This is a genomic window from Halorubrum ejinorense (assembly GCF_055389685.1).
Window position 1 is genome coordinate 559,950 of sequence record NZ_AP043777.1, and the last position, 26,908, is coordinate 586,857.

Annotated in this window: 19 protein-coding genes; 2 read left to right on the forward strand and 17 right to left on the reverse strand. The window is 68.9% G+C overall.

Features of this window, described 5'->3' with window-relative positions:
* Positions 1-56 precede the first annotated feature (56 nt).
* From ACZ5KW_RS03850 to tatC (ACZ5KW_RS03870), 5 genes are all read right to left on the reverse strand, one after another.
* Positions 57-434, reverse strand: coding sequence for a RidA family protein (locus tag ACZ5KW_RS03850; protein WP_343778429.1), 378 nt, complete (start codon positions 432-434; stop codon positions 57-59).
* A 97-nt stretch (positions 435-531) separates the two neighbouring features.
* Entirely contained in the window at positions 532-1,791 is a 1,260-nt protein-coding gene (locus tag ACZ5KW_RS03855; RefSeq protein WP_343778428.1) for a magnesium transporter, read from the reverse strand.
* Positions 1,792-1,834: 43 nt separating this feature from the next.
* On the reverse strand, positions 1,835-4,786 hold the full coding sequence (uvrA, locus tag ACZ5KW_RS03860; protein WP_343778426.1) for an excinuclease ABC subunit UvrA: 2,952 nt from the start codon (positions 4,784-4,786) through the stop codon (positions 1,835-1,837).
* 182 nt (positions 4,787-4,968) lie between these two features.
* On the reverse strand, positions 4,969-7,137 hold the full coding sequence (locus ACZ5KW_RS03865) for a methyl-accepting chemotaxis protein (RefSeq protein WP_343778424.1): 2,169 nt from the start codon (positions 7,135-7,137) through the stop codon (positions 4,969-4,971).
* A gap of 91 nt (positions 7,138-7,228) precedes the next feature.
* Entirely contained in the window at positions 7,229-9,433 is a 2,205-nt protein-coding gene (tatC, locus tag ACZ5KW_RS03870; RefSeq protein WP_343778422.1) for a twin-arginine translocase subunit TatC, read from the reverse strand.
* Between the two features lie 107 nt (positions 9,434-9,540).
* Here tatC (ACZ5KW_RS03870) and tatC (ACZ5KW_RS03875) point away from each other — a divergent pair, with 107 nt between their 5' ends.
* Both tatC (ACZ5KW_RS03875) and ACZ5KW_RS03880 read left to right on the forward strand, forming a co-directional pair.
* Positions 9,541-10,758 carry a twin-arginine translocase subunit TatC gene (tatC, locus tag ACZ5KW_RS03875; RefSeq protein ID WP_343778421.1) on the forward strand — a complete coding sequence of 406 codons (1,218 nt, stop codon included), beginning with the start codon at positions 9,541-9,543 and terminating at the stop codon, positions 10,756-10,758.
* A gap of 202 nt (positions 10,759-10,960) precedes the next feature.
* On the forward strand, positions 10,961-11,866 hold the full coding sequence (locus ACZ5KW_RS03880; protein WP_343778420.1) for a DMT family transporter: 906 nt from the start codon (positions 10,961-10,963) through the stop codon (positions 11,864-11,866).
* A gap of 88 nt (positions 11,867-11,954) precedes the next feature.
* Here ACZ5KW_RS03880 and argF read toward each other — a convergent pair whose 3' ends face one another.
* The 12 genes from argF to radA form a co-directional block, all read right to left on the reverse strand.
* Positions 11,955-12,854, reverse strand: coding sequence for an ornithine carbamoyltransferase (gene argF / locus ACZ5KW_RS03885; protein WP_343778419.1), 900 nt, complete (start codon positions 12,852-12,854; stop codon positions 11,955-11,957).
* A gap of 62 nt (positions 12,855-12,916) precedes the next feature.
* Complete coding sequence (locus tag ACZ5KW_RS03890) at positions 12,917-14,080, reverse strand: [LysW]-lysine hydrolase (protein WP_343778418.1); 1,164 nt, start codon at positions 14,078-14,080, stop codon at positions 12,917-12,919.
* Entirely contained in the window at positions 14,080-15,207 is a 1,128-nt protein-coding gene (locus ACZ5KW_RS03895) for an aspartate aminotransferase family protein (RefSeq protein WP_343778416.1), read from the reverse strand. The genes ACZ5KW_RS03890 and ACZ5KW_RS03895 overlap by 1 nt, the downstream gene beginning before the upstream one ends.
* Positions 15,204-16,127 (reverse strand): acetylglutamate/acetylaminoadipate kinase, encoded by a 924-nt coding sequence (locus tag ACZ5KW_RS03900; RefSeq protein ID WP_343778414.1) that lies wholly within the window; start codon positions 16,125-16,127, stop codon positions 15,204-15,206. Before ACZ5KW_RS03900 ends, ACZ5KW_RS03895 begins: the two co-directional genes overlap by 4 nt.
* Positions 16,124-17,173 (reverse strand): N-acetyl-gamma-glutamyl-phosphate reductase, encoded by a 1,050-nt coding sequence (argC, locus tag ACZ5KW_RS03905; protein WP_343778412.1) that lies wholly within the window; start codon positions 17,171-17,173, stop codon positions 16,124-16,126. Before argC ends, ACZ5KW_RS03900 begins: the two co-directional genes overlap by 4 nt.
* Entirely contained in the window at positions 17,170-18,093 is a 924-nt protein-coding gene (lysX, locus tag ACZ5KW_RS03910) for a lysine biosynthesis protein LysX (RefSeq protein WP_343778410.1), read from the reverse strand. Before lysX ends, argC begins: the two co-directional genes overlap by 4 nt.
* Before the next feature lie 41 nt (positions 18,094-18,134).
* A complete protein-coding gene (gene lysW / locus ACZ5KW_RS03915; RefSeq protein ID WP_048077712.1) occupies positions 18,135-18,323 on the reverse strand; it encodes a lysine biosynthesis protein LysW in 189 nt (62 codons plus the stop codon).
* Between the two features lie 233 nt (positions 18,324-18,556).
* Positions 18,557-20,029: an argininosuccinate lyase gene (gene argH, locus ACZ5KW_RS03920; protein WP_343778407.1), complete on the reverse strand. Its 1,473-nt coding sequence runs from the start codon at positions 20,027-20,029 to the stop codon at positions 18,557-18,559.
* Positions 20,030-21,265 (reverse strand): argininosuccinate synthase, encoded by a 1,236-nt coding sequence (locus ACZ5KW_RS03925; protein ID WP_343778405.1) that lies wholly within the window; start codon positions 21,263-21,265, stop codon positions 20,030-20,032. It lies immediately after the preceding gene.
* 856 nt (positions 21,266-22,121) lie between these two features.
* Positions 22,122-23,459, reverse strand: coding sequence for a glutamate-1-semialdehyde 2,1-aminomutase (gene hemL / locus ACZ5KW_RS03930; RefSeq protein WP_343778404.1), 1,338 nt, complete (start codon positions 23,457-23,459; stop codon positions 22,122-22,124).
* Positions 23,460-23,555: 96 nt separating this feature from the next.
* On the reverse strand, positions 23,556-25,274 hold the full coding sequence (locus ACZ5KW_RS03935; RefSeq protein ID WP_343778402.1) for an ammonium transporter: 1,719 nt from the start codon (positions 25,272-25,274) through the stop codon (positions 23,556-23,558).
* 495 nt (positions 25,275-25,769) lie between these two features.
* Positions 25,770-26,801 (reverse strand): DNA repair and recombination protein RadA, encoded by a 1,032-nt coding sequence (radA, locus tag ACZ5KW_RS03940; protein WP_343778401.1) that lies wholly within the window; start codon positions 26,799-26,801, stop codon positions 25,770-25,772.
* Positions 26,802-26,908 lie beyond the last annotated feature (107 nt).

The window sequence follows — 26,908 nt, forward strand, 5'->3', positions numbered from 1 at the left end:
ATAGCAAACAAAAATTCTTTTCCCAATTTCGCCCCGAAACGGCCCAAAAACGCCGCTCAGCCGTCTATTTCCGCGGTGACCGTGATCTCCACGTCGAGCGGCGCCGGCAGTCGGGACACCTCCACGCAGGTCCTCGCCGGATACGGCTCGGAGAGGAACGACCGGTACGCCTCGTTGACCGCGTCGTAGTCGTCCATGTCGGTGAGGTAGACGGTCGCCGACACGATCGCGTCCGGCGTCGTGCCGGCCGCCTCCAGGATCGCGGCGACGTTCTCGAGCGTCTGCGTCGTCTGTTCGGCGGCCGACTCCGGCGCCTCGCCGGTGTCGGGGTCCACGCCCGTCTTCCCCGAGACGCGGACCGTGTCGCCCGAGATTATCCCCTGTGAGTACGGCCCGAGCGCCTCCGGCACGTCGTCGGTCGTGATCTCTCGCATGACCGGGGCGACGGCGCGCCGCGGCATCAAGCTGCGGGTCGCGAACGGGGCCGGACGGTCGAGGCCGTCCCCGTCCGCCGAAGCCCGCCGAGACCGCTTAGACCAACACCGCCCCGGCGAGCCCGAGGAAGACGAAGAAGCCGAGCACGTCGGTCGCCGTCGTGATGAAGATGGTCGCCGACGTCGCCGGGTCGTAGCCGAGTTTGTCGAGTAGCAGGGGCGTGAGCGCCCCGAAGAAGCCGGCGATGACGAGGTTCGCCACCATCGACACGCCGATCACGGCACCGAGCAGGACCCCGAACTCGCCGTACGAGAAGGCGGTCGCGATGACCGCGACCAAGGCCCCGGTGATGAGCCCGTTGGCGGCGCCGGCGATCGCCTCGTTCGCGACGACGCGCCTCCCGGTCGACAGCGACACCTGTCCGAGCGAGATGCCGCGAACGGTGACCGCCATCGACTGGGTGCCCGCGTTCCCGCCCATCCCGGCGACGACCGGCATGTACGCGGCGAGGATCGCGACCGCGGCGATCGTCGACTCGAACAGGCCGACCACGGCCGCGGCGAGGAACGCGGTGGCGAGGTTCAATATCAGCCACTTGTACCGCCGCCGGACCTTCTCGACCGGCCCGTCGAGCACGCTCTCCGCCTCGGTGACGCCCGTGAACTCGTACAGCGTCTCCCCGACGCTCCCCTCGAGGACCGAGAGGAGGTCGCTCGCGTAGATCACGCCGAGGACGTCGCCGTCGTCGTCGAGCACCGCGACGGTCCGCTCGCTGTTCTGGCGGAACACCGCCAACACCTCCTCGTCGTCCCGGTCGTAGCGGATCGACGGGGCCTCCTTGAGGTGGTCCGCTATCTGGTCGGTCTCCGGGCCCGCCACCGAGAGCGCGGCGCCGGGCAGCTCGCCCAGGAGCGCCTCGCCGTCGGTGACGAGAATCGTCGGGACCCGCCCCGTCCGGTCCTCGAAGCGGCGGACGCGCTCGGCCACCTCGTCGAACCGCCGGCTCCGGTCGACGGTGACGTAGTCGAGGTTCATCAGCCCGGCCGCGCTCTCGGGATCGAACGACAGCAGGAAGTCGATCTTCTCGCGCCGCTCGGCGTTGAGGGTCGCGAGCACCGCCTCGCGGGTCCCCTCGTCGGCGTACCCGAGCACGTCGGTCACCTCGTCCGGGTCGAGCCTGTCGGTGAACGCCTCCAGCGCCGACCGGCTCATGTCCGCGACGAGCGCCTCTCTGGCGGTCTCCGGGAGCGAGAAGAACACGTCTCGCCGCTCGTCTCGCGGCAGCTCCGCGAACGGTACCGCCGGCTCGGACGACATGGAGATGGTCTCTCCAGCCTCTCTCCCCTGAGTGGCCATACGCGCCACGGACGGGGCGTCGGATGATTTATCTTCTCCCGTCTCAGTCGTCGTCGGCCACGGCCGGTTTCCGCCGATCGTCGCGGGGACCTTCGAGGTCGACGTCGGGGAGCATGTCGCGGAGGTAGCGCCCGGTGTGCGAGTCGTCCACACGAGCTATCTCCTCGGGGGTGCCGCTGGCGACCAGCTCGCCGCCGCCGTCGCCGCCCTCGGGGCCGAGGTCGATCACGTGGTCGGCGTTCTTCACGAGGTCGAGCTCGTGTTCGATGACGACGACGGTGTTGCCGCCGTCGACGAGCCGGTGAAGCACGTCGATCAGCTTGCGCTCGTCGGCCTTGTGGAGCCCCGTCGTCGGCTCGTCGAGCAGGTACAGGGTGTCGCCGGTCGCGCGCTTCCCGAGCTCCTCGGCGAGCTTCACGCGCTGCGCCTCGCCGCCCGAGAGGGTCGTCGACGGCTGGCCGAGCTCCATGTAGCCGAGCCCGACGTCTCGCAGCAGCTTCAGTCGGCGGTTGAGCCCGCGGTGGCTCTCGAAGAACTCGTGGGCCTCCGCGACGCTCATGTCGAGCACGTCGGCGATCGTCTTCCCCTTGTACTCCACGTCGAGCGTCTCGTCGTTGTAGCGCGCGCCGCCGCACTCCTCGCAGGGGACGTACACGTCCGAGAGGAAGTTCATCTCGATCTTGACGGTCCCCTGCCCGCCGCACTCCTCGCAGCGACCGCCCTTCACGTTGAACGAGAAGCGGCCCTTCTCGTAGCCGCGGCGCTTCGACAGCTTCGTCTCCGCGAACAGCTCGCGGACGTGGTCGAACACGTCCGTGTACGTGGCGGGGTTCGAGCGCGGCGTCCGACCGATCGGCGACTGGTCGATGAGCCGGACCGTCTCGATTCCCTCTAGGCCCTCTATCGCGTCGTGCTCGCCGGGGTCGACCGAGGTGTTGTCGTTCATCTCCCGCGCGAGCCCCTTATACAGGATGTCGTTGACGAGCGTCGACTTCCCGGAGCCGGAGACGCCCGTCACCGTCGTCAGCGTTCCCAGCGGGATCGGCACGTCGAGGTCGTCGAGGTTGTGCTGTCGAGCGCCTCGCACCACGAGCTCGCCCTCCGGGTCGCGGCGCTCGTCGGGCACCGGGATCGACTCACGGCCGGCGAGGTAGTCGGCCGTCACCGACTCCTCGGCGTCGACCACCTCGTCGAAGGTGCCCTGCGCGACGATCTCGCCGCCGCGCTTGCCCGGCCCCGGCCCCATGTCGATGATCTCGTCGGCGCGCCGCATCGTCTCCTCGTCGTGTTCGACGACGAGGAGGGTGTTCCCCAGGTCGCGGAGCCCCTCCAAGGTGTTGAGCAGCCGGTCGTTGTCGCGCTGGTGGAGCCCGATCGACGGCTCGTCTAAGACGTACAACACGCCGACGAGCCCGGAGCCGACCTGCGTGGCGAGCCGGATGCGCTGGCTCTCGCCGCCGGAGAGCGTCGACGCCTCGCGGTCGAGCGTGAGGTACTCCAGCCCGACCTCCTCCATGAAGCCGAGCCGCGCGCGGATCTCCTTTAAGATCTCCTCGGCGATGGTCGTCTCGCGCTCGTTGAGCTCCGACTCCATCCCCTCGAAGTGGCGGCGCGCGTCGCCGATCGACAGCTCGTTGACCTCCGTGATCGACGTGCCGGCGACGAGGACGTGTCGCGACTGCTCTTTGAGCCGCGTCCCCTCGCACTCGGGGCAGGTCGTCACGGCCATGTACTCCTCGATGTGGTCGCGGGCGCGCTCGGAGTCGGTCTCCACGTGGCGTCGCTCCAGGTTCGGGATGACGCCCTCGAAGCGCTCGGTCTTCTCCCGGGTGCCGTTCTTCGTGGTCCACTCGAAGTGGACGAGGTCGTCGGTGCCGTAGAGGAACTGCCGCCGGATATCCTCGTCGAGCACCTCGAAGGGCGTGTCGAGGTCGACGCCGAAGTGGTCGGCGACGTTGTCGAGCTGGCGGGAGTAGTAGGTGCGGTCGTAGCTCCACGGCTCGAAGACGTGCTTGAGCGGCTTCGAGGGGTCCTCGACGACGAGCCCCTCGTCGACCTCCTTCGTCGACCCGATCCCCTCGCACTCGGGACAGGCGCCGTACGGGCTGTTGAAGGAGAACGACCGCGTCTCGAGCGCCGAGAACTGAACGTCGGAGTTGGGGTTGCCCAGCTCCTCGGAGAACTCGACGACGAGCCGGTCGTCGCCGTCGGCGTCGGCCGCGAGCGAGCCGGTCGAGCGCGCGTTCGAGGCGAACGGCACGTCCTCGGGCGGGTCTGGGACGATCAGCTTGAGGACGCCGTCGGCCTCCTCTAAGGCGGTCTCGACGGAGTCCGTGATCCGGGAGCGCGCCTCGGGCGACACCCGGACGCGGTCGACGATCACGTCGATCGTGTGGTCGTAGTTCTCGTCGAGGTCCGGGTCGTCGAGGGTCAGGTCGACGGAGTCGCCGTCCACCTCGACGCGGCTGTACCCGTCGCTCACGAGCCCCTCGAACAGCTCCTCGAAGGCGCCCTTCTGGTCGCGGACGATGGGGGCCGCGACCTTCGCGCGGGTGCCCTCCGGCAGGTCGAGGATCTGGTTCACCATGTCCTGTGCTGACTGCTCGCCGACCTCCTCGCCGGTGACGGGGTCGTACTGGGTCCCGATCCGGGCGTACAACAGCCGGAGGTAGTCGTGGAGCTCGGTGACGGTGCCGACCGTCGACCGGGGGTTGTTCGCGGCGTTCTTCTGGTCGATCGAGATCGCCGGCGAAAGCCCCTCGACGGACTCCACCTGCGGTTTGTCCATCTGCCCGAGGAAGTTGCGGGCGTACGCGGACAGCGACTCGATGTAGCGGCGCTGTCCCTCGGCGTAGACCGTGTCGAACGCGAGCGACGACTTCCCCGACCCGGAGAGCCCGGTGACGACGGTGAACTCCTCGCGCGGGATCCGGACGTCGAGGTCCGTGAGGTTGTGTTCCTCGGCGCCGCGGACCTCGATGTAGTCCTTGCTCATGGATCGAGGCTCACCGTAACGCGTACTTGGTTCGTCGGACGGAGCCGGTTCATCGATATCCAAATCACGCGCCGAAGGCACTTAACGAACACACTTCCGCTCACCACCGCTCGCCGGGTCAGGCCTCGATCGCGCCGAGGGCCCCACTCGATCCGGCGGCTCCGCTCGAGGACGCTCAGCCGTCACCGCCCTCCGTCGGCCGCTGCCTGCGGCCGCCCGTCCGTCCGGGTCGCCGCTCCGTCCGCCGTTTCGAACGCCGCCACCTCGCCGCTCAGATCGTTGGCCAGCTCTGAGAGCCCCCGGATCGTTTCCGTCGTCTCCGCGAGCGACGACGCCTGCTCTTCGGTCGCCGCGGACACGTTGCTCGACTCCGCCGCGGTCTGTTCGCTCACGCCGGCCACCTCGTCCACCACCGAGACGACCTCTTCCGTCGAGGCGGCTTGGTCGTCGGTCGCGTCGCTGATCTCCCGGATGCCGCTCTCGGCCTCCTGTACCGCGTCCGCGATCTCGTCGAACGTCTCGATCGCGCGCTCGATCGTCTCCGAACCGCGCTCGACGCGATCGCTCATCAGATCCATTCCGGCGACCGTCTCCGCGGTGCTCGACTGGGCGTTCTCGATGTGTTCCTCGACCGCCGCAGTGGCCTCCGACGCCTCCTCCGCGAGCGACTTGACCTCGGAGGCGACGACGCCGAACCCCTGCCCGGCCTCCCCCGCACGCGCCGCCTCGATCGAGGCGTTGAGCGCGAGAATGTTCGTCTTCTCGGCGATCCCGGAGATCATCTCCACGATCTCGCCGATCTCGTTCATGTCCGCTTCGAGCGCCGCGACCTGCGCGGCCGCCTCGTCCGCCCGTTCCTCGATCGAGTCGATCTCCCCGGTCGCCGCCGCGGCGTACTCGCGCCCGTCGTTCCCCCGTTCGACCGCGGTCTCCGCGGTCGCAGCCACCTGATCGGCCGACGACGCGATCTCCTCGACCGTGGCCGACATGTCGTTCATCTCGCTGGCGACCTCGTGGAGGTTCTCGCTCTGCGTGTCCGCGCCGTGGGAGATCTCTTCGACGGACCTAGCGACCTCTTCGCTCGCCGCTTTCACCTCTTCCGTGTTCTGTGCGACAACTTCGCTCGACGTGTCGACGCTCTCTACGATCGCTTTGACGCTGCCGACGCTGTCGCCGAGGCGGTCGATCCCGTCTTCCAAGTCGGCGAGTACCTCTCCGTACGCCCCCGGGTAGTCGGTGTCGACGTCCTGCGCGAGCTTTCCCCGCTTCAGCCCGTCGCTCGCGGTCGATATCTGCGCGAAGCTGTCAGATAGCTGCTCCGCCCCCACCGAGAGGTCATCGAGCACGGCGCCGTACTGTCCCGGCCGGTCCGTGTCGACATCGCCGGAGAGCACGCCCCGCTGGAGATCGCCGCTGACGTCTTTGATCTCACCGAAACTCGCCGCGAGCTCGTTAGCGCCGGTCTCGAGGTCCCGTATGGTCTCGCCGTACCGCCCCGGGTACTCGGCCTCGAACTCCCAGTCGAGCCGCCCCCGCTTGAGCCCCTCACTCGCGGTCCCGATCTGGGAGAACACCCCGCGGAGGTTGCCACGCATCTCGGTGTACGCGTCGACCATCCGACCGAGTTCGTCGCTCTCGACGTGCGGGTCCACCTCCCTCTCGAGGTCGCCGTCGCTGATCGCGGCGAGCCCCTCGGAGAGCTGCGCGATCGGCGGCGTGATTCGCCCGGCGACGAACAGCCCGATCGCGATCGCCGCGACGAACGCTCCGGCGGTCAATCCAACTACCTCCAGCTGCGCGGTCTGCGCCGTGGCGTCGGCGGCGGCGACGGACGCTTCCTTGTCCTCGATGGCCGCCCGTTCGAGCGCGGTGGCTGAGTCTTTGGCACCGGCGACGATCCCGTCCAGCTCGTCGCTCTTCTCCCGCGCGCGAACCATCTCACCGGCCTCCGCGGCCGCGAACAGCTCTCCAGCGACCGCGGCGTACTCCTCGTGTTGCGCCTGTAACTCCCGGAACTCCGCCTGCTCTTGCCCGCTCAGCTCCTGTCGTTGTAACGCCGCCGAATACTCGTCGAACCGCTCCCCGGCGGCCTCGAACGCCGCTCGTTCACCCTCCTCTCCGAGGAGGGCGGCGTGGACGGCGACTTGCTGTTCCTCGATGGCGACGAGCATGTTCAGCGAGGCATCGATCTTGTCGCCGTCCCCGGAGATGACGTGCGCCTCTTCGTCGACGTCGCCGACGGCTTGGTACCCGACGGCACCGGTGACGCCGACCAGCAGCGCCACGAGGACGAAGGCGATGATGAGCTTCGGTCGAAGGTCCAACCGGTCGATCGCGATCTTTTTAAGCATAGCTAAAGCTGGCTAACACCCCAGTAAGTAGTTATCTGCCAGAATATCGGGTGTGATAAACACACCCACACGCGTGTCACGAGCCGGACGGCTACTCCCCGATGAACTCCGTCGGCGGCGAGAGGTCCCGTCGGCCCCCGAAGGTGACGAGGAAGAGGACGCCGACGCCGACGCCGTACGCCGCCATCAGCGGGATCGTCGCGAGGAACATCGTGATCACGTCGGCGGGGGTGAACACGGCCGCGGCCAGCAGGATCCCGATCGTCACCTCGCGCCAGCGGTTGCGGAACACGCGGTACGGGACGCCGGCGTTGTTCAGCAGCACCATCGCGATCGGGATGTCCGCGAGGAACCCGATCCCGATCGTCGTGTAGATGACGAGCCAGAGGAAGTCGCTCACTTGGTAGGTGATGATCATGTCCGCCAGGCGCGCGTCGGTGACGAGCCAGCCGATGAGCCCGGGCGCGATGTACGCGTACCCCAACGCGAAGCCGCCGATCATCCCCGCGCCGAGCGCGCCCGCCCACAGGTACACCTGGTAGACGCGACCCTTGACGAAGCCGCGCTCGCGGAGCGCGGGCCACGCGTAGTAGAGGACCACCGGGAACGCGGCGAAGATCCCGAGCATCACCGAGAACTTCACCATGAAGATCAGCGCCTCGACCGGGTGGAGCGTGATGATGTTGATCCCGCCCTCGATCTCCGCCGGCACGCGCCGTTCGAGGTCGCCGCGGACCGTGCCGAGTCCGCCGAGGTACAGCCACGTGAACGCGGCCGCCATCACGACGCCGAAGACGGCGACGATCCGGAACGACCGGGTGCGCAGCGAGTCGAAGATGAACTTGAGGTCCTTGTAGTAGCCGCCGATGTCGTCTTCGGCGGCCTCCTCCTCTCCGTCGGTGAGCTCGGCGAGGAACGTCGAACTCGCCCGCGAGGTCCGGTTCTGGACGGAGCCGACGAGCCCGTCCTCGCCGGCCTCGTCCGCGCCCTCGGCGCCGCCGCCGTCGCCGTCGCCGCCGTTCCCGTCGTCGGCCTCGTCGAACCGGTCGAGGATCGCCTGCGCCTTCTCCGGGTCGTCCTCGTCCATCGCGGCCTGCGCGAGCGCGAGCGACTCCGCCTCCTCCATCTCGGCGAACGCGTCCTCGGGGGCCGCTCGCACGCCCGCGGCGTCGAGTTCGCTCACGTCGATGGCGGTCGGGTCGCCGTACTGGTAGCCGGCGCTCGCGGTGTCGAGGTCGGTGTACACCGCCCACAGCGTCGCGACGGCGGCGAAGGCGAACGCCCACAGGCCGGCGTAGATGGCCGCCGCGGTCGCGGGGTCGACGCCGAGGCCCGCGCCGGGTTCGAGGAACCGCCAGCTACTGTTTGCCAGCCGGAGGAGGTCGTTGAAGCCGGTCCGGCCGCCGTACTCGTAGAAGCCGTACACGAGCGCGCCGCCGAGGACGGTCGCGCCCCCGACGACGTTCCAGTGGTTCCGGATCGCCCCAAGCACGTCGATCCGGTCGGAGCTCCGCTTGGCCGTGACGACGAGCTTCGCGAGGTAGAGGCTGAAGCCGTACAGCGCGACCAGCGGAAACGCCCACAGTAGCTGGGTGAACGGGTCCGGCGGGGAGAACACGGCGCCGAAGACGAAGATGGCAACGACCGCGTAGCGCCAGTTGTCGCGGAACGTCTCGTACGGCACGATCTCGCTGTAGGAGAGCCCGGTGATGAGCAGCGGCATCTGGCCGGCGAGCCCGAACGACAGCGAGAGGAAGACGATGAACTCCGTCCACATCACGATCCCGTAGGTGGGCTGGATGCCGGCCTCCAGCCCGAACTCGGCGAGGAAGCCGAACATCAGCGGGAAGAAGGCGAAGACGCCGTAGGAGACGCCGGCGGTGAACAGCCCGACGCCGAGCAGTCCGATCCCGGCGAGCTTCCAGATCGCGACCGGCGACCGCGGCCACATGCCGCGCCGCCGCAGTTCGTCGCGGGTGACGTAGATCAGCGGCGGGATCGCGGTGATCGCGCCCACGATGAGTCCGATCTTCGCTTGGAGGAGGATCACTTCGAACGGGGTCGTCGCGATGACGTCCGCCTCCGCGGCGACCGCGGCGCTCATGTTCGACTCCGTGACCGCCCTGAGCCGGTCCCAAATAAAGACGCGGAGCGCCCAGAACGTCGCGAGGAAGCCGAGGAGGAAGACGACGAACACCTTCTGGAGGTCCTTCTGGATCGACCGCAGGAAGGCCTTCGCCGTCTCTTGGCCCTCCGCGATCGACCGTTGGGTGTCTTCGTCGAGGGCGCTCGCCATACGGAGGGGGAGGGCCGTCGCCGTTATCAACCTTTTCGACCGCGGCCAACCGCCTGACGCGGCCATCCGAAAAGGTTGATAACCGCCCGGTCGCGTACGACAACTGAATGGACGACTCGGACCGGTCGCACGACGATGACTCGGCCGCCGCCGACGGGTCGACCGACGAGGTCGCTCCCGACGGCGACGACGCCGAGGAGCAGTCGCCGGACGCGGACGCGACCGACCCCGAAACCCGGGACGAGGACGGGCCGGACGGCGACTCCGTCGAGTCCGAGGTGACCTCGGAGGTCACTCCCGAGGTCGGGGTCGACGAGGACGAGTCGGTGAGCGACGACCCCCTCGAGCCGGACGAGGTCGTCGAGGCGGAGGACGCGGCCCCGGCCGAGTCGGTCGGCGACGACGACGCGGACGAAGACGACGGTCCGAACGCCGACGAGTTCGCGGACGGCGACGAGTTCGCGGGCGCCGACGACGGCGCCGAGGTCGCCGCCCAGAACGAGGCCGCGACCGAGAGCCTCGGCGACGGCGGGGCGCCGGCGACGACGACGGATACGGCGGAGGCCGCGACCGTCGAGGACGACGCGCCCTTCGGCGACATCGAGGGGCCGGAAACGGACGAGGAGATGCCGCTTGCCGCCCACATCGAGGAGATGATGCGGCGGCTCGCGGTCGTCTTCCTCATCGGCGGACTGGCCACGCTCGTCGTCGTCACCGAGTCGACGGAGCTTATCAACTACTTCTGGAGCTACCACATCCCCGCGCCGCTGGAGAACCGGCCCCGGCTGTACGGGCCGCTCGAACTCCCGCTCACCCGGCTGAAGGTGGCCGGCCTCGCCGGCGTCGTGGTCGGACTCCCGGCGTTCGTCTACGAGACGTACCGGTTCATGCGGCCGGGACTCTACCAGACGGAACGCCGCTACTACCTCGCCGCGGTGCCGACGAGCCTCGTGTTAGGCGGGATCGGCATCGCGTTCGCGCACTTCCTCGTGTTGCCCGCGATCTTCTCGTATTTCACCACCTACACCGCCGACGCGGCGACGATCGCCTTTGGACTCGCGGAGACGTTCAACCTGATCGTCATCATGCTGTCGTTCATGGCGATCGTCTTCCAGATCCCGCTTTTCATCATGCTCGCCATCATGATGAACCTCGTCACCCGGCAGTGGCTGGAGGCGAAGCGGCTGATCTTCTGGGGGTCGTTCCTCGGGATCGCGTTCCTCTTTAGCCCCGACCCGACCGGGATGGCGCCGATCATCGTGACGCTGACGATGATCGCGCTCTTCGAGGGGACGCTCGCGATACTCCGGTGGACCGGGAACTAAGGCCCCTCCGCGGCCGGGGTTGTTAACTATTGACGTGGGTCATGTTGTGTGGTGACACATGTCGTCAAAATTTTATATTCTTGTGAACGGTCCCTCCCGGTATGATGATCAGTACTACGAAAGAATCGTATTCGTTTAGTCGGGAATCCAGCCATTTTCACGAGAATATACGCATCTACGACGAGAATATCTTCCGACCGTGATGTTCGAGTTCGTCTCTCTGGTCGGCGTCGCCCTCGCGGTACTCGCCGCCGCCCTTCTGGCCGTCCAAAACATTCTGATTCGGGTCGCCACCGACGGCGGTGACGTCGGTGATGCCGTCGTCGTCATGATGGGCGTCAACCTCCTGCTGGTCGTCCCGCTGGCCGTCGCTCGCCACCATCCGGAATACGGGCTCTCACGGGTCGCGGTCGGCGCGTTCGCCGCGGCGGGGATCGCCGGTCTCGTCCTCGGACGCCTCTGTGCGTTCGCCGGGATCGAGGCGATCGGCGCGAGCCGAACGACCCCGATCGTCTCGGCCTCGACGCTGGTCGCCGCCGTCCTGGCCGTGCTGCTGTTCAGCGAATCGCTCACGCTACCCCACGTCGCTGGGATCGCGTTCATCGTCGTCGGGATCGCGGTCATCTCGCGGGTGACCGCCGCCGACTCGCACTCGCCCGCCTCGCCGCGCAACGCGGGGTCATCGCTGCTGTTTCCGATCGCCGCCGCGGGGTTCACCGGCGTCGAACCGATACTCGTTCGGATCGGGCTCGACGCCGGGACGCCGATCCTCGTCGGACTCGCGGTGATGATGACCGCGGCGTTCGTCGGTTACGCCGGATACCGCCGCCTCCGCCGAACCCCGCTCCCGTCGATCGTCCGGAACCCGCACGCGCGGTGGTACGTCGGCGCCGGGGTGGCGAGCACGGTCGGACTCCTCGCGTACTTCGGCGCGCTCGCGTCCGCACCGGTGGTGATCGTGATCCCGATCACGCACACCGCGCCGCTGATCGTTATCGCCCTCTCGGCCCTGTTTCTCCCCCGCCGTCTCGAGCGGGTCACGTGGCCGCTGATCGCGGCCGCTTCGCTCGTGGTCCTGGGCGCGTCGCTCGTCACGCTCTCCGGATAGGTGTCCGCCTCGCGCTCCCAGCGTCTCGGACCGCGCTCCGACCGATCCCTCGGTCGCGACCGCGGTCCGGCCGACCGCCGTTTTCGCCTCACTCCCCGCCGAGCAGCTCGACGAGGAGCGCGTTCTGCGCGTGCATCCGGTTTTCCGCCTGGTCCCAGACGAGGGCGCGGTCGGACTCGAGCACGTCGTCGGTGATCTCCTCGCCGCGGTGCGCGGGCAGGCAGTGCATCACCCGCGCGTCGGTGCCGGCGAGCAGGTCGCCGTTCACCTGAAACCCGTCGAACGCGGTGAGCTTCTCGTCGCGTTCGTCCTCTTGGCCCATCGAAATCCACACGTCGGTGTAGACGACGTCGGCGCCGTCGACCACCGCTTCGGGGTCGGTCGTCGGCTCCACGTCCGCGCCGAACGCCGCGGCGCGCTCGAAGACGTCCGGGTCCATCCCGTACTCCGCCGGGGTGGCGACCCGCACGTCGACCCCGGCCATCGCCGCGCCGACGACGAACGACTGTCCGACGTTGTTGCCGTCGCCGACCCACGCGACCGTGGCGTCCTCGCCGACCGTCTCCCGAATCGTGAGGAGGTCGGCGAGCGTCTGGCAGGGGTGTGCCTCGTCGGTGAGCCCGTTGATCACGGGGCAGTCGGCGTGTTCGGCGAGCGTCTCGGCGTCCCCGTGGTCGAAGAGCCGCGCCATCACGCCGTCGACGTACCGACCCAGCACGCGCGCGGTGTCGCGCAGCGGCTCCCCGTGGCCGAGTTGGATGTCGTCGGGCCCGAGGAACATCGCGTGGCCGCCGAGCCGCGTCATTCCCGTCTCGAAGGAGACGCGCGTCCGCGTCGACGGCTTCTCGAAGATCATCCCGAGCGTGGCGTCCGCCAGTCGCGGGTCCGTCTCGCCCGCCTTCATCGCGGCGGCGCGGTCGAGCAGGGCGTCCAGTTCGGCGGGCGTCACGTCGTCGATGTCGAGGAAGTCGTCGGTAGCGAGTGGCATCGTTCGGTAGTGTCGTATGAGGGTGGTGTACTTCGAAGTCGGTTCGCGGCCGGCGACCGGGGTTACAGTCGCTCGCGACAGACCGCCGTCAACACGCTCACGGCGCGGTCGAGGTCCGGGAGCGGGAGCCGCTCGTCGGGCGCGTGGTCGAGGTCGGAGTTCCCGGGGCCGTAGGTGACCATCGGGCAGTCCCACGCGGCCGCGTAGAGGTTCATGTCGCTCGTGCCGGTCTTCCGCAGCAGGCGAACGTCGCCGTCGACCGACCGGATCGCGACGCGGAACGCCCGGGCCAGGCCGGTCCGCGGGCTCTCCATCACGGGGGGCATCGGGTCGCCCCAGTGGACCGAGCCGGTCGACAGCTCCGCCTCCGCCAACTCGTGTATCTCGTCGACCGGGCGCGAGGGCGGGATCCGGAGTTGAACGTCCATCGTCGCCTCCACGGCGAGGCCGTCGTCGCTCAGGCCGCCGTCGACCGAGATGGGCTTGGTCGTCACCTGATCGAACACGGCGGTCTCCGAGTCGTCGGGCGTGAACGTCTCCTCGACGCCGTGCCACCAGTCGATCGCGTGCTGGATCGCGTTCGGCTCCGGCCGCGAGGAGTGGCCCGACTCGCTCGTGTTCACGTAGGTTCCCTCCAGCAGGCCGCGGTAGCCGAGCGTGATACCCTGCCAGCCCGACGGCTCGCCGTTGACCACCGCCTCGGGGGCGTCGCGGTCGCCGATGAGGTGGCGCGCGCCGCCGGAGTCGACCTCCTCGCGGACGACCCCCGCGAACGAAACCCCCGTCTTCACCGCCGCGACCGCCATCGCGACCAGCGGTCCCGTCGCGTCGACCGACCCGCGACCCCACAACACCGGGTCGCCGGGCTCGCCGACGGGGACGTCCGAGGGCTCCGGCAGTTCCCCCTCGGGCGGCGCCGGCCGTACCTCGACCGGAATGTCGCCCGGCACGGTGTCGATATGCGAGGTGAGGAGGACGGCGTCGTTCGCCGGCGCGCGGACGTTCCCGACCTCGTCGATCCACGCCTCGCGCCCGTTCGCCTCGAAGAAGTCGACGAGCCGCTCGGCGGCTCGCTCCTCCTCGCGCGAGGGCGACGGGATCGATACCATGTCGTACAGCAGCCGGCGGGCCGCGGTGTCGCAGGCCGCGGGGTAGCCACCGCCGGCGACGACGTCGGCGCCGTCGCCGGACGCCGCCTCGGCCTCCCGCTCCGTGCCGGCCGCCATCAGCCGATCACCTCTTCGATCGCGTCCACGACGGCGTCGGCGTGCTCGCGTTCGACGGTCAGCGGCGGCAGCAGCCGCAGCACGGTCCGGCCCGCGGGCAGCGCGAGGATCCGATGGTCGATGGCGAGGTCCCGCAGTAGCCGGTTCGACCCCCGGCGCACCTCGATACCGACCATCAGCCCGTCGCCGCGGACGTCGCGGACGTCGTCGCCGAGGCGGTCGCGCAGTTCGCCGCGGAGGTACGAGCCGATCTCTTCGGCGTGTGCGGGCAGGTCCTCGCGCTCGATCACGTCGAGGGTGGCGCCCGCCGCGGCCGACACCACGGGGCCGCCGGAGAACGTCGACCCGTGATCGCCGGCGTCGGCGGCGATCCAGTCGCGACACAGCGTCGCGCCGATCGGGAGCCCGCTGCCGAGCCCCTTCGCGGTCGTCAGGATGTCCGGAACCACGTCGTGACGGTCGGCCGCCCACAGCGAGCCGGTGCGGCCGAGTCCGGTCTGGATCTCGTCGAGGATCATCGCCGCGCCGCTCGTCGCGGTCGCGACCCGGACGGCCTGGAGGTACTCGGTCGAGACGGGGTTGATCCCGCCCTCGCCCTGAAGCGGCTCCAGGATGACGGCGGCGGTCTCCTCGTCGACCGCCTCGCGCATCGCCGCCGCGTCGCCGTACTCGACGAACTCCACGCCGCCCGCGAGGGGGCCGAACCCCTCCTTGTACTTGTCTTTCCAGGTGGTCGCGAGCGTTCCCATGGTCCGCCCGTGGAACCCCTGCGTGGTGGCGACGATCTTCTGCCGGCCCGTCGCGTGCCGTGCGAACTTCAGCGCGGCCTCGTTCGCCTCCGTCCCGGAGTTACAGAGCCAGACGTTGTCGACGTCGACCGGGGCGACCTCGGCGAGCCGCTCGTACAGCGCCGTCCGCGCCGCGTGCGGGTACGACGCCTGGACGTACATGAGCTCCTCCAGCTGGCTCGTCGCCGCGTCGACGACCTCGGGGTGGCAGTGCCCCACCGGCGTACAGGCGTAACTGGCGCCGAAATCGAGGTACTCGGTGCCGTCGGTCGCGGTGAGGTAGACGCCGTCGCCGGACGCCATCTCGATCGGCTTCTCGGAGAAGACGAAGCCGCTCACGCGTCGATCCCCTCCGTTTCGTCCGCGTCGCCGGTCTCGTCACCGGCGGCGTCGTCAGCCAGCGCGGACCGTTCGATCGTCGTCCCCTCGCCGCCGAGCGCGGCGACGACCGGATCGCGGACGTTGGCGTCCGCGATCACGACGCGGTCGGAGCCGCCCGACAGCGCCTCCGTCGCGGCCATCACCTTCTTGCCCATGAACCCCTCGGCGGCGTCCTCTAAGGCCGCCAGCTCGTCGGGGGTCACGGCCGCGTCGACGCGCGTGTCGGGGTCGTCCGCGTCGGCGTACACGCCCGACACGTCGGTCAGGAGGACGAGATCGGCGCCGAGCGCGCCCGCGACCGCCGCGGCCGCCCGGTCGGCGTCCGCGTTCACGGGCGTCACCTCGCCGTCGCCCTCTTCGCCCGCCATCGGCGGGGAGACGACCGGCGTGTAGCCGTCCGCGAGCAGCCCGGAGAGGAGGTCGGCGTTCACCGACTCGATCCGTCCGGAGTGGTCGCCGCGCCGGATCTTCTTCTTGCCGTCCTCGACGACGCGGACGGCCGACTTGCGAGGCCCGGCGAGGAGCCCGCCGTCGACGCCGCTCAGCCCGACCGCGTCGACCCCGGCCGACCGGAACTGTGCCGTCAGTTCGGTGTTGAGTTTCCCAGCCATCGCCATCGTGAACGCCTCCATCGTCTCCGCGTCGGTGAACCGCCCCGTGACGCCCGAGGCCGACTCGACGTACTCCGGTTCGATCCCGAGCCGTTCGAGCGTCTCGTCGACGACCGTCGAGCCGCCGTGGACGACGACGACCTCGCGCCCATTGGCGGCGAGGTGGGCCACGTCGCCGACCGCGCCGGCCGGGTCGACGGCCTTCGCGCCGCCGACCTTGACGACGACCGGCGGCCCGTCGTCGTTCCCGGTTTCGCCGCCGCTCATGGCGATCCCACCGGGTGGAGCCCCTGGAACTCGAGGCCGGCGGTCTCGGGCAGCCCCAAGGCGACGTTCGCCGCGTGGACCGCCTGCCCCGCCGACCCCTTCGTCATGTTGTCTATCGCCGAGAAGACGACGACGCGCCGGTTCCCGGGGTCGAGTTCGAAGCCGACCTCGCCGTGGTTCGTCCCCGCGACCGCCTTCGGCTCGGGGTAGCGGTAGACGCCGCCGCCGCCCGAGACGAGACGCATGAACGGCTCGTCGGCGTACGCGTCGCGGTACGCGCCCCACAGGTCCCCCTTCGAGAGCGGCTCGCCGGGGAAGACGTGACAGGTCGCGCTCGCGCCGCGGACCATCTCGACCGCGTGGACGGTGAACGAGACGGACAGGTCGAGGTACGCCTCTATCTCCGCCTCGTGGCGGTGGCCGGTGGGCGCGTACGGGCGCACGACGCCCGAGCGCTCCGGGTGCGAGGAGGCCGCGCCGCCGCCGGCGCCGCCCTCCGAGGAGCCGACCTTCACGTCGACGACGACTTCCCCGGTATCCGGACCGAGCGCGCCCGCGTCGACCAGCGGCTTCAGGCCGAGGATCGTCGCGGTCGCGTTACAGCCGCCGCCGGCGATCAGGTCGGCGCCGGGGAGGTTCTCGCGGTTCAGCTCCGGGAGCGCGTACTCGGCGCGCTCCAAGTACTCCGGCGACTCGTGGCCGTCGTACCACTCGTCGTACAGCTCCGCTGCGGGGAGCCGGAAGTCGGCCGAGAGGTCGACGACCGTATCTGCGGCCTCGAAGAACTCGTCGATCCGCCCCATCGAGACGCCGTGGGGCGTCGCCGCGAACAGCACGTCGACCGACGCCAGGTCGTCGGGGTCGGAGAACCGCAGGTCGAGGTCGCGCAGGTTCGGGTGCGACCGCCCGACGGTCATGTTGTCCGCCGACCGCGAGGTCGCTTGGACGACCTCGAAGTCGGGGTGGCCGGCGAGGATCCGCAACAGCTCGCCGCCGGTGAACCCGGTGCCGCCGACGACGCTCGCGGTGTAGCTCTCGTCGGTCACGCGTCCACCTCCTCGCTCCCCGCTCCGGCGATGTCGCCGTCGGCCAGCTCGACCGCCTTCGACTCCAGCCAGTCGACTACTCTCGCCGGCACGTCGACCTCGGTGGCCGCGTCGAGCGCCTTGAACTCGACGGTGTGGTTCACCTCGTGAACGGTGTAGTCGTCGGCCGTGCCGTCGCCGTCCGCGTCGACGCCCACCTCCATCAGGTCGACGCCGAGCATGCCGCCGCCGACAGCGTCGGAGGCCTTCTCGACCAGTTCGGTCGCGCGCTCGTCGAGGTCGAACGACTTCGTCTCGCCGCCCTTCGCGGCGTTCGTGAGCCAGTGTTCCGACGAGCGGGTCATCGCGGCGACCGGCTCGCCGTCGACCGCCAGCACGCGGATGTCGCGGCCGGGCTTGTCGACGAACTCCTGGACGTAGAACACCTTGTGCTCGTAGTGGCCGAGCGTCTCCTTGTGCTCTAAGATCGCCTCGGCGGCGTTGCGCGAGTCGATCTTGGCCATCAGGCGCCCCCACGAGCCGGTGACCGGCTTGAGGACGCAGGGGTAGCCGAACGACTCGATCGCTTCGAGCGCCGCCTCCGTCGTGAACGCCACCTCCGTCGCGGGCGTCGGCACGTCGGCCTCGGCGAGCGCGAGCGAGTTCTTCGCCTTGTCGGCGCAGACGTCGCCCGTCTCGGGGCCGTTCACCACGGGAACCCCGTAGCTGTCGAGAAACCGGGTCGCGTACAGCGAGCGGCTCGTCGACAGGCAGCGGTCGACGACGATGTCGAGGTCGTCGACGGCCGCGGTCGTGGACTCGAGCCCGAACCGCTCCTTGCGGACGTCGATCTTCTCGATCTCGTGTCCGCGCTCGCGGAGCTCGCCAAGCAGCAGCTTCTCGTCTTTCCGGATTCGCGAGTAGAGGACGCCTACGCGCATGTGAACCACTCGATCGTCGCGGACGCGGCGCTCGTCGCCATCTACTCGCCCCAGTCCTCCTCGAGTTCGGGCGCCTCTTCCAAGACGACCGGATCGAGGGAGATCACTTCGAGTTCGGTCCCGGTGACCGGGCTGTCGATGATCTCGCCGACCTCGACGTCGGCCGGGAGTTCGATTTCCTCGCCCGTGATCGGGTCCTCCGCCACCAGCGTGTCGGTGTCGCTCGTCATCGTACCTGCTCCTCGGCGGCGAAAACGCATAAAGGTTCCGAACTTACCAAATAGTTTACACTAACTAAAGCACCGGCTATCGGAGCAAAAGCGGTCGAAACCGGTCGACGGACATCGTGTGTCAGAGGCCGGAAATGTGTTCGTCCCCTCGCGGGAACGGGAGCGCGGCCGACGGTCGCGGACCGACCGCCGACCGCGGCGGTCGTCGCATCCGATCTGGCTGCGGCGGGCGTTCACTCATACGTCGCCACCTCCGCGTCGAGCGCGTCGGCCGCCGACGCGAGCGACTCGCGACGCTCGCGGAGCGCCGTCGCGTCCGCGTCGATACCCGCGGTCGCCGCCGTCAGCTCCTCGGCGACCGCCTCCGGTGCGGGGCCGCCGGCGGAGTCGCGGCTCGCGACGCTCTCGGTCGGGTCGAGCACGCGTTCGACCGCCTCGCGGGACACGCGTTCGAAGAGGGACTCCCCCAGCACGCCTCGTGCGGCCTCGTCAACTTTTGCGGCGGCCGTCGCGGGATCGTCGCCGTCCTCGACCGCGGGCGCGGCGCTCGCGACGATCTCGTGGGCGGTGCGGAACGGGAGCCCCGCCATCGCGAGCAGGTCAGCGACGCCCGTCGCCGTCGAAAAGCCTTCTCCGGCGGCCGTCGCGAGCGCGTCCTCGTCCCAGTCGGCGGTCGCGACCGCGCCCGCGGCGATCTCCGTCGCCTCGCGCACGTCGTCCGCGATCTCGAAGACGCTCGCGTGTGCGCGCTGGAGGTCGCGGTTGTAGGCGCGCGGGAGCCCCTTCAGCAGGCTCAGGGTGCCGGTCGCCTCGCCGACCGCGTCGCCCGCGACGCCGCGGGTCAGCTCCAGCGTGTCGGGGTTCTTCTTCTGGGGCATGATCGAGGAAGTGGAGGCGTACGCGTCCGCCAGCTCGACGACCCCCTTGTTCGAGAAGACGATCAGGTCCTCCGCGAGCCCCGACAGCGTCGTCGCGAGCGTCGCGAGCGCGGTCGCCGACTCCGCGAGGAAGTCGCGCGCTGAGGCGGCGTCCATCGAGTTGCGGACCGTCCCGTCGAACCCGAGCAGCTCGGCGGTCCGGTCGCGGTCGACGTCGAAGGGCGTCCCCGCGAACGCCGCGCCGCCGAGCGGGGACCGGTTGACCCGGTCGTACGCGTCGAGCAGGCGCGCGGTGTCCCGGGAGAGCCCGCCCTCGTACGACAGTAGGTAGTGTCCGACCGTCGTCGGCTGGGCCGGCTGGAGGTGCGTGTACCCCGGCATCAGCGTCTCCGCGTGCGCCTCCGCGGTCTCGACGAGCGCCTCCCGAGCGGTGACGGTCGCCTCGACGGCCGCGAGCAGGTCCTCGCGCAGCCGGTACCGGATACAGGTCGCGACCTCGTCGTTCCGCGAGCGGGCGGTGTGCATCCGCCCGCCGTCGGGGCCGATCCGGTCGATGACGGCCGTCTCTATCGCCTCGTGGACGTCCTCCCCGTCGGAGAGCGCGCCGTGGCCCGCCGCCTCCACGCCGTCGAGCGCGCTCAGGATCTCGCTCGCGACCGCGCTATCGACGATCCCCTGCTCCGCCAGCATGACCACGTGCGCGCGGTCGACCGCGAGGTCCGCCTCGAAGATGGCCGCGTCGGCCGCGAGGCTCGACAGGAACTCGCGGGCGGGACCGCTGCTGAAGCGATCGCCGCGGACGGCCGTGCCGGGGTCGTCGTCTGTCATTTAGCTGTGGTCGGTCTCGTCCGTCGCTCCCGAGCCGTCCGTGGCCAACTCCGGCTTCGAGACGTTCGCCTTCACGTCGTTGGCGAGGCGCTCCTGAAGCCCGTGGTACTTCGCGACGCCCGTCGCGTCGGACTGGGCGATGCCGGCGACGTCCTCGGTGTTGAACGAGGCCATCTCCTCGGAGTAGACGGCGTACTCGGAGTCGCGGGCGACGACGCGGCAGTTGCCGCCGGAGACCTTCACGGTGGCCGTCCCCGTCACCACGTCCTGCGTCTCGTCGATGAACGCGTTCAGCGCGTCGACGACGGGGGCGAAGACGAGGCCCTGGTACGCCTTCTCGGACCACTCCTGTTCGATCCCCTTCTTGAACGAGCGCTCGTTCTTCGTGAGCACGAGGTCTTCGAGGGCCTGATGGGCCGTCAGCAGGACCGTCGCCGCCGGGTGCTCGTAGTTCTCGCGCACCTTCAGCCCGAGCATGCGGTCCTCCATCACGTCCGTGCGACCGATGCCGTAGCCGCCGGCGTACTCGTTGAGGTGTTGGATGAGCGGTACGGGGTCCATCGCCTCGCCGTCGACGGCGACGGGGATCCCCTCCTCGAAGGTCACCTCGATGGTGGTCTCGCCTTCCGGCTCGGCGGTCCACTCGTAGATGTCCTCCGGCGGCTCGTAGTCCGGGTTCTCCAGCTTGCCGCCCTCGACCGCGCGCGACCAGATGTTCTCGTCGATGGACCAGACGCCGCCGTCGCCGGCCTCGACGGGCAGGTCCTTCTCGGCGGCGTAGTCGATCTCCCACTCGCGGGTGAGCCCGAGTTCGCGGACGGGCGCGATCACTTCGAGGTCGGAGCCGCGCCAGACGGCCTCGAACCGGAGCTGGTCGTTGCCCTTGCCCGTACAGCCGTGGGCGATGGCGTCACAGCCCTGCTCCTCGGCGACGCCCAGGATGGCCTCGGCGATGACCGGGCGCGCTAAGGCGGTCCCGAGCGGGTAGCCCTGATAGCTGGCGTTCGACTTCACCGCGTCGAAACACAGGTCGGCGAACTCGTCTTTCGCGTCGACGACGTGGATGTCGAGTCCCAGCGCCTCGGCGGTCTCCTCGGCCTCGTCGAACTCCTCGGTCGGCTGCCCGACGTCGACGTTGACGCCGATGACCTCGTCGTAGCCGTACTCCTCTTTCAGCAGCGGCACGCAGACCGTGGTGTCGAGTCCCCCGCTGAACGCGAGTGCAACGCTTGTCATTACCAGAGTACACCCGGCCTATGCCCTTAAATTCAGCGGTTTCAAATTTGTAAGAAAATGGCGGGGCAGTCGCTCGCGACGATCGGAGTCGAGACTCTCGGAGACAAAACGGCGCGAACGCGACGAGGGATGGAAGTTATTGGCCCGAAGGGGCCCGTCGTCGCGCCGCGCCGGAAGCCGGTCGCGGCGGTCGGACGTCTCGTCGCGGTCGCAGGGCTCGTCGGCCTCGGAAAAGGACGGCGTCGAGACGAGCCACTGCGGTCATCACCTGTACGTACCCGATCTCCGATATAAAAACGTTCCGTAACTCCACGGTGAACGCGTGCGACTGCGATTGCGACTGGGAGCACGTGGCGCCGGTCGGCGATGCGGATACGCATAACTGTGATCGGGATGTCGCCGTCTACCGATTATAAGTAGATAACCGCGGATCGACGGACGGCCCGTCCAAAGCCCTAGCCGCTCGTTGATACATAGTCGAGTGCGGGCCGACGGACAACTCCTCTAAAGCCCCAGCCGCGAGGCGGGCGCACACTCGTTGCGCGCTTCAGTCGCTCGCGTTGCTCTCTTTCCAGTGCTTACGTCGTCTGCGCCCGCCTCGCGGCTGCCCCTTCGAGTCCCACCCCGCACAGCACCGCACCGCACAGCACCGCACCGCACAGCGCCTCACGCCTCCCCAGCCTCGCGGTTCGCGCTCTCCGAGCGCTCACCGCGTCCCTCGCGCGCGCCGCTCGCGGCCGCTGAAGGCGGCCGCTCTCAGGCACGCGCCACTTTGTAAGCGCAGCCGTCGCTGCGACGCTCGTGGTTAACTACCGAACCGACGACGGCAGTCTCGAACACCCGCTCTCGCTGTCGGTCAGAGCGCTTCTCGGTACGCCTCCAGCGTCTCTTCGACGTCCTCCTCCGTGTGCGCGTAGGAGGTGAACTGACACTCGTACTGGTTCGCGGTGAGGAACACGCCCCGGTCTTTCATCTCCTGCCAGAACACGCGCTCCCAGCGGTCGGTCGCGGCGGCGGCGACGTCGGCACCGGTCTTCGGGCAGGCGTCGTAGCGGGCGCAGTCCGGGTCCTGCCGGCAGCCGCCCGCACAGCAGGCGTCGACGTCGTCGGGCGCGTCGCGGGTGAATATCGTCTTGAACATCGAGTCGGTGCCGACGACGGTGTACTCGGGCGCGCGCTCCGCGCAGATCTCCGCGATCCCCTCGCGGAGCTTCCGGCCGAGCCGGTTGACGTGTTCGTACACGTCGTTTTCGGCCGCGTACTCCAGCCCGGCCTTCCCCGCGGCCATCGTCACCGGGTGCCCCGAGAAGGTGCCCGACTGGAACACCTCGCCCGCCGGGGTGAACCCCTCGATGATCTCGGCTTTCCCGCCGATGGCACCGACCGGGAACCCGCCGCCGATGATCTTGCCGAACGTCGTCACGTCGGGGGTGACCCCGAACTTCGACTGCGCGCAGCCGAGCCCGCCGACCCGGAAGCCGGTGATCACTTCGTCGAAGATCAGAAGCGACCCGTGGTCGTCACAGAGGTCCCGGAGCGTCTCGTGGTAGCCGTCGATCGGCATCACGATCCCCATGTTGGCCAAGATCGGCTCGACGAGGACGGCGGCGATGTCGTCGCCGTGCTCCGCGAACACCTCCTTGGCGGCCTGCGGGTCGTTGAACGGGATCGGGAGCGTGTGCCGAGCGAACTCCTCCGGAATTCCCTTCGTCGAGGGATGCGGGTCCTCCGGGCTCCCCTCCACGAGCGTCGACTCCTGCGCGCCGTGGTAGCCGCCCCGCATCACGACGATCTTGTCGCGGTCGGTGTGCCCCCGCGCGAGCCGCACGGCCGAGACCGTCGCCTCCGTGCCGGAGTTGACGAACCGGATCGACTCCACGCTCGGGACGTGTCGCGCCACGAACTCGGCGTGTTCGACCTCGATCTCCGTCGGCGCGCCGTACATCGGCCCCTCCGCGACGTGCGACTGGACCGCCGCCTCGACCGGGTCGGGCAGGTCGTGGCCGTACAGCAGCGGCCCGTACCCCATCACCCAGTCGACGTAGCGGTTGCCGTCAGCGTCGATCACGTGGCCGCCGTCGCCGCGCTCGATAAAGAACGGGTGCGGCATCGTCGCCCGGACCGAGGAGTTGACCCCGCCCGGCATGACCGACAGCGCGCGGTCGTACAGCCCGCGCGAACGCTCGTGGTTCATACCGATCGGTTGGGTCGGCGGGCTGAAAGTAGTTGCCGAACCGGCCGCGCCGCGGCCGGTCCGTGAGAAACAGCGGTGGTCGTCCGCGCTACGCGCCTACACCGCCCCCGCGCCGGTCTCGCCGGTGCGGACCTGGAGCGCGTCCTCGACCGGGATGATGAACACCTTCCCGTCGCCGGGTTCGCCGGTCTTCGAGGCGTCCGCGATCGCCTCCGCGACCTCGTCGGCCGGGATGTCGGCGACGACGACGTCGACTTTCACCTTCTGGTGGAGGTCGACGGTGAACTCCTCGCCGCGCCACTGGCCCTTCTTCGCGGGCTGGCTGCCGCGACCCGAGACGTTCGTCACGGTGAGCGAGGGCGCGTTGATCTCCGCGAGCGCCTGCTTGATGGCCCCGAGCTTGTCCGGGCGGACGACCGCGGTGACCATCTTGATCTGCGAGCCGGACTCCACGCCGCCGTCGGCGCGCGGGGAGTCGTCAGTGGTGTCGACGACATCCGGGCCGCCGTCGGTCGCGACGCGGTCGCCGCCGAACTCGGGGTAGGTCTCGACGCCGTGTTCGGAGATGTCGAGGCCCTCCTGCTCGTGTTCCGGGGTGACGCGCGCTTCACCGCTCAGCTTGAGCGCGTACCAGACCGCGGCGGTCGCGGTGAGCGTCCAGCCGCCGATGATGACGACGCCGACCAGCTGGGCGACGAAGTGTGCGCCGATGCCCGCGCTGAGCTCGCCCGGCGCGGCGACGAAGGGGAAGAGGAGCGTCCCCAGGACGCCCGCGCTGCCGTGGACCGGGAACACCGCGCAGACGTCGTCGATCTTGAGCGTATCGGAGACGAACTCGAAGACGATCGGGAGCTGTGCGCCGGCGAGGCCACCGACGATCAGCGCGCCCCACCACGCGGTGGTGTCCGGGATCGCGGTGATGCCGACCAGCCCCGCGAGGAGGCCGTTCGCGACGTAGAGGGTGTCGACCTTGCCGGTCTTCAGCCAGACGACGGTGGCGGCGCCGATCCCGCCGGCCGCCATCGCGATGGTCGTCCCCATCGCGACCAGGTTGAGCGTCAGCGTGTTGAACACGCCGCCGCTGACCACCGAGGCCGTCCCGACGTTGAAGCCGTACCAGCCGAAGGCGAGGACGAGCGTCCCCAGCACGGCGAAGGTCAGCGAGTGGCCGGGAATGACGTTCGTCGAGCCGTCCTTGGCGTAGCGGTCCATCCGTGGACCGAGGACTGCCGCGGCCGTGAGGCCCGCGATACCGCCCATGCCGTGGACGATCATGCCGCCGGCGAAGTCGTGGAACGCGGTCCCGGTCAACTGGGCGACGAGGCCGTCACCGGAGGCCGACCAGGTGAACGCGATGACCATCGGGTAGATGACCGCGGCGAGGAGGAACGTGTACGTGACGTACGCGCGGAGCTTCGCGCGACCGGCGACCGCGCCGGAGACGATCGTCGCGGCGGTCATCGCGAACACCGCGCCGTAGAGCCAGTTGACGTACGGACCGATCGCGCCGGCCTCGACCGCTAGTTCGCCGCCGGAGAACAGCGAGCCCGCCGCGGAGGCGATCCCCGGCGAGCCGTTCACGAGGCTCGTGAACGCCGTTCCGATCAGGAAGAACACCGTCACGCCGATACTCCACGTGAGGAGGTTCTTCGTCAGCTGGTTGGCGACGTTCTTCGAGCGGACCTGCCCGGCTTCGAGCATCGCGAAGCCGGCGTGCATGAAGAAGATGAGGAACGTCACGACTAGGATCCACGTCCCGTTCATCGCGGACGCGAACGTGCTCGGGTCGATCGTGGCGAGTACGTCGGCCGTCACGCTCCGACCACCTCTACTGAACGCTCGTCCGATTCAAACTGCGTTTCGCTCGTGTTCATGTGCTGAATCACGTTTCGACTCGGGGGAACGACTATACATAAACGTTAGAGTTGAGTTTCACAAGAAATCAGCTTGATAATACGGTGGCTGTTCGATATAATGACGTGACCATGGAATATAAGGACGTTTCCTCTGGGATTTCGCGGCAATTGCTGCGCTCGAACCCAACGACTGTTGTGTAAGATATCCGTCTGTTTCAGCGCGATCTGCGATCAAAACCCCTCTCACGACCGTGCGCGGCCGCTTCTGGCGAGTATTGCCACCCTGCTGTCTCGCGATATTACTGCGAACGGCCCGCTACCCGCGATTTCGGGAGTTTCGGGCCGCCTCGATAGAAATTGACGTTCGTCAACCCGTTTCCGGATCGACTGGCCGTTTCAGTTAGTCGACGGCGCGACGCCGCCGTCGAAGTCGACCGACACCGCAGAAAACCGCTTACTCCGGCTTCAGGCCTTCGTTCTGGACGCGCATCACGGCCTCGCCGTCGGCGAGGTTCGGCGCGTCGACGAGGCGGACGATCCGCTTGTCCCCCTTCGACTTCCGGAGGTACATCCGGAACGTGGACGCGTGTCCCAAGATGTTGCCGCCGATCGCCTGCGTCGGGTCGCCGAAGTACGAGTCCGGGTTCGACGCGACCTGATTGGTGACGAGGATGGCGGTGTTGAACAGGTCGCCGATCCGCATCAGGTCGTGAAGGTGCTTGTTGAGCTTCTGTTGGCGGTCGGCGAGCTCGCCCCGGCCGACGTACTCGGCGCGGAAGTGCGCGGTGAGCGAGTCGACGCAGACGATCCGGATCGGCCACTCGCTTTCCTCGTGTTCGCCGGCGAGCTCCTTCGCCTTCTCGGCGAGCAGGATCTGGTGGTTGGAGTTGAACGCCTTCGCGACGTGGATCTGGTCTAAGAACGCCTCGACGAGCTCCTCCATCGCCTCCTCGTCAGAGGGCGTGCCCTCGATCTCGCGGCGCTCCATCTCGTCCGCGAGGATCTCGTCGTCGAGGCCGCGGACCATGTCGTCGATCCGCTCGGGGCGGAACGTGTCCTCGGAGTCGACGAAGATACAGCCGCCGTCGAGGCCGCCGTGTTCCGGCGGTAGCTGGACGTTGACGGCCATCTGGTGGGTAACCTGCGACTTCCCGGAGCCGAACTCACCGTACACCTCGGTGATCGACTGCGTCTCGATACCGCCGCCGAGCAGCTCGTCGACCTCGTCGATCTGCCACGACAGCTTCCCGATCTCCTCGCGGCGTTCGAGCACGGTCGCGCCAGTCTCGAAGCCGCCGACGTCGGCGGCGTCGCGGGCGGCGTTGATGATGTCCGCGGCGGACGACTCGCCGATGTCGGCCGTGTTCGACATCTCGCCGGGGCTCGCGACCGCGATCGACTGGTAGCTCTCGAATCCGTTGTCAACGAGCTTGTCCGCGGTCGCCGGGCCGACGCCGGGGAGGTCCTCGAGTTCGTCTTCAGGCATGTACGGATCGCTTGTTCGCCATCCCGTATAAAGGCTGGTTTACACCCTAGTGAAAGTGAAAATCGGCCGGCGACAGCGCTCGGTCGTGGTTCGTCATCGTTCGTAAG

What these genes read in the sequence shown, in the direction of transcription:
- ACZ5KW_RS03850 (WP_343778429.1), bottom strand. Translation starts at nt 434, where the DNA reads ATGCGAGAGATCACGACCGACGACGTGCCGGAGGCGCTCGGGCCGTAC.
- ACZ5KW_RS03855 (WP_343778428.1), bottom strand. Translation starts at nt 1,791, where the DNA reads ATGGCCACTCAGGGGAGAGAGGCTGGAGAGACCATCTCCATGTCGTCC.
- uvrA (WP_343778426.1), bottom strand. Translation starts at nt 4,786, where the DNA reads ATGAGCAAGGACTACATCGAGGTCCGCGGCGCCGAGGAACACAACCTC.
- ACZ5KW_RS03865 (WP_343778424.1), bottom strand. Translation starts at nt 7,137, where the DNA reads ATGCTTAAAAAGATCGCGATCGACCGGTTGGACCTTCGACCGAAGCTC.
- tatC (WP_343778422.1), bottom strand. Translation starts at nt 9,433, where the DNA reads ATGGCGAGCGCCCTCGACGAAGACACCCAACGGTCGATCGCGGAGGGC.
- tatC (WP_343778421.1), top strand. Translation starts at nt 9,541, where the DNA reads ATGGACGACTCGGACCGGTCGCACGACGATGACTCGGCCGCCGCCGAC.
- ACZ5KW_RS03880 (WP_343778420.1), top strand. Translation starts at nt 10,961, where the DNA reads ATGTTCGAGTTCGTCTCTCTGGTCGGCGTCGCCCTCGCGGTACTCGCC.
- argF (WP_343778419.1), bottom strand. Translation starts at nt 12,854, where the DNA reads ATGCCACTCGCTACCGACGACTTCCTCGACATCGACGACGTGACGCCC.
- ACZ5KW_RS03890 (WP_343778418.1), bottom strand. Translation starts at nt 14,080, where the DNA reads ATGGCGGCCGGCACGGAGCGGGAGGCCGAGGCGGCGTCCGGCGACGGC.
- ACZ5KW_RS03900 (WP_343778414.1), bottom strand. Translation starts at nt 16,127, where the DNA reads ATGAGCGGCGGCGAAACCGGGAACGACGACGGGCCGCCGGTCGTCGTC.
- lysX (WP_343778410.1), bottom strand. Translation starts at nt 18,093, where the DNA reads ATGCGCGTAGGCGTCCTCTACTCGCGAATCCGGAAAGACGAGAAGCTG.
- lysW (WP_048077712.1), bottom strand. Translation starts at nt 18,323, where the DNA reads ATGACGAGCGACACCGACACGCTGGTGGCGGAGGACCCGATCACGGGC.
- argH (WP_343778407.1), bottom strand. Translation starts at nt 20,029, where the DNA reads ATGACAGACGACGACCCCGGCACGGCCGTCCGCGGCGATCGCTTCAGC.
- ACZ5KW_RS03925 (WP_343778405.1), bottom strand. Translation starts at nt 21,265, where the DNA reads ATGACAAGCGTTGCACTCGCGTTCAGCGGGGGACTCGACACCACGGTC.
- hemL (WP_343778404.1), bottom strand. Translation starts at nt 23,459, where the DNA reads ATGAACCACGAGCGTTCGCGCGGGCTGTACGACCGCGCGCTGTCGGTC.
- radA (WP_343778401.1), bottom strand. Translation starts at nt 26,801, where the DNA reads ATGCCTGAAGACGAACTCGAGGACCTCCCCGGCGTCGGCCCGGCGACC.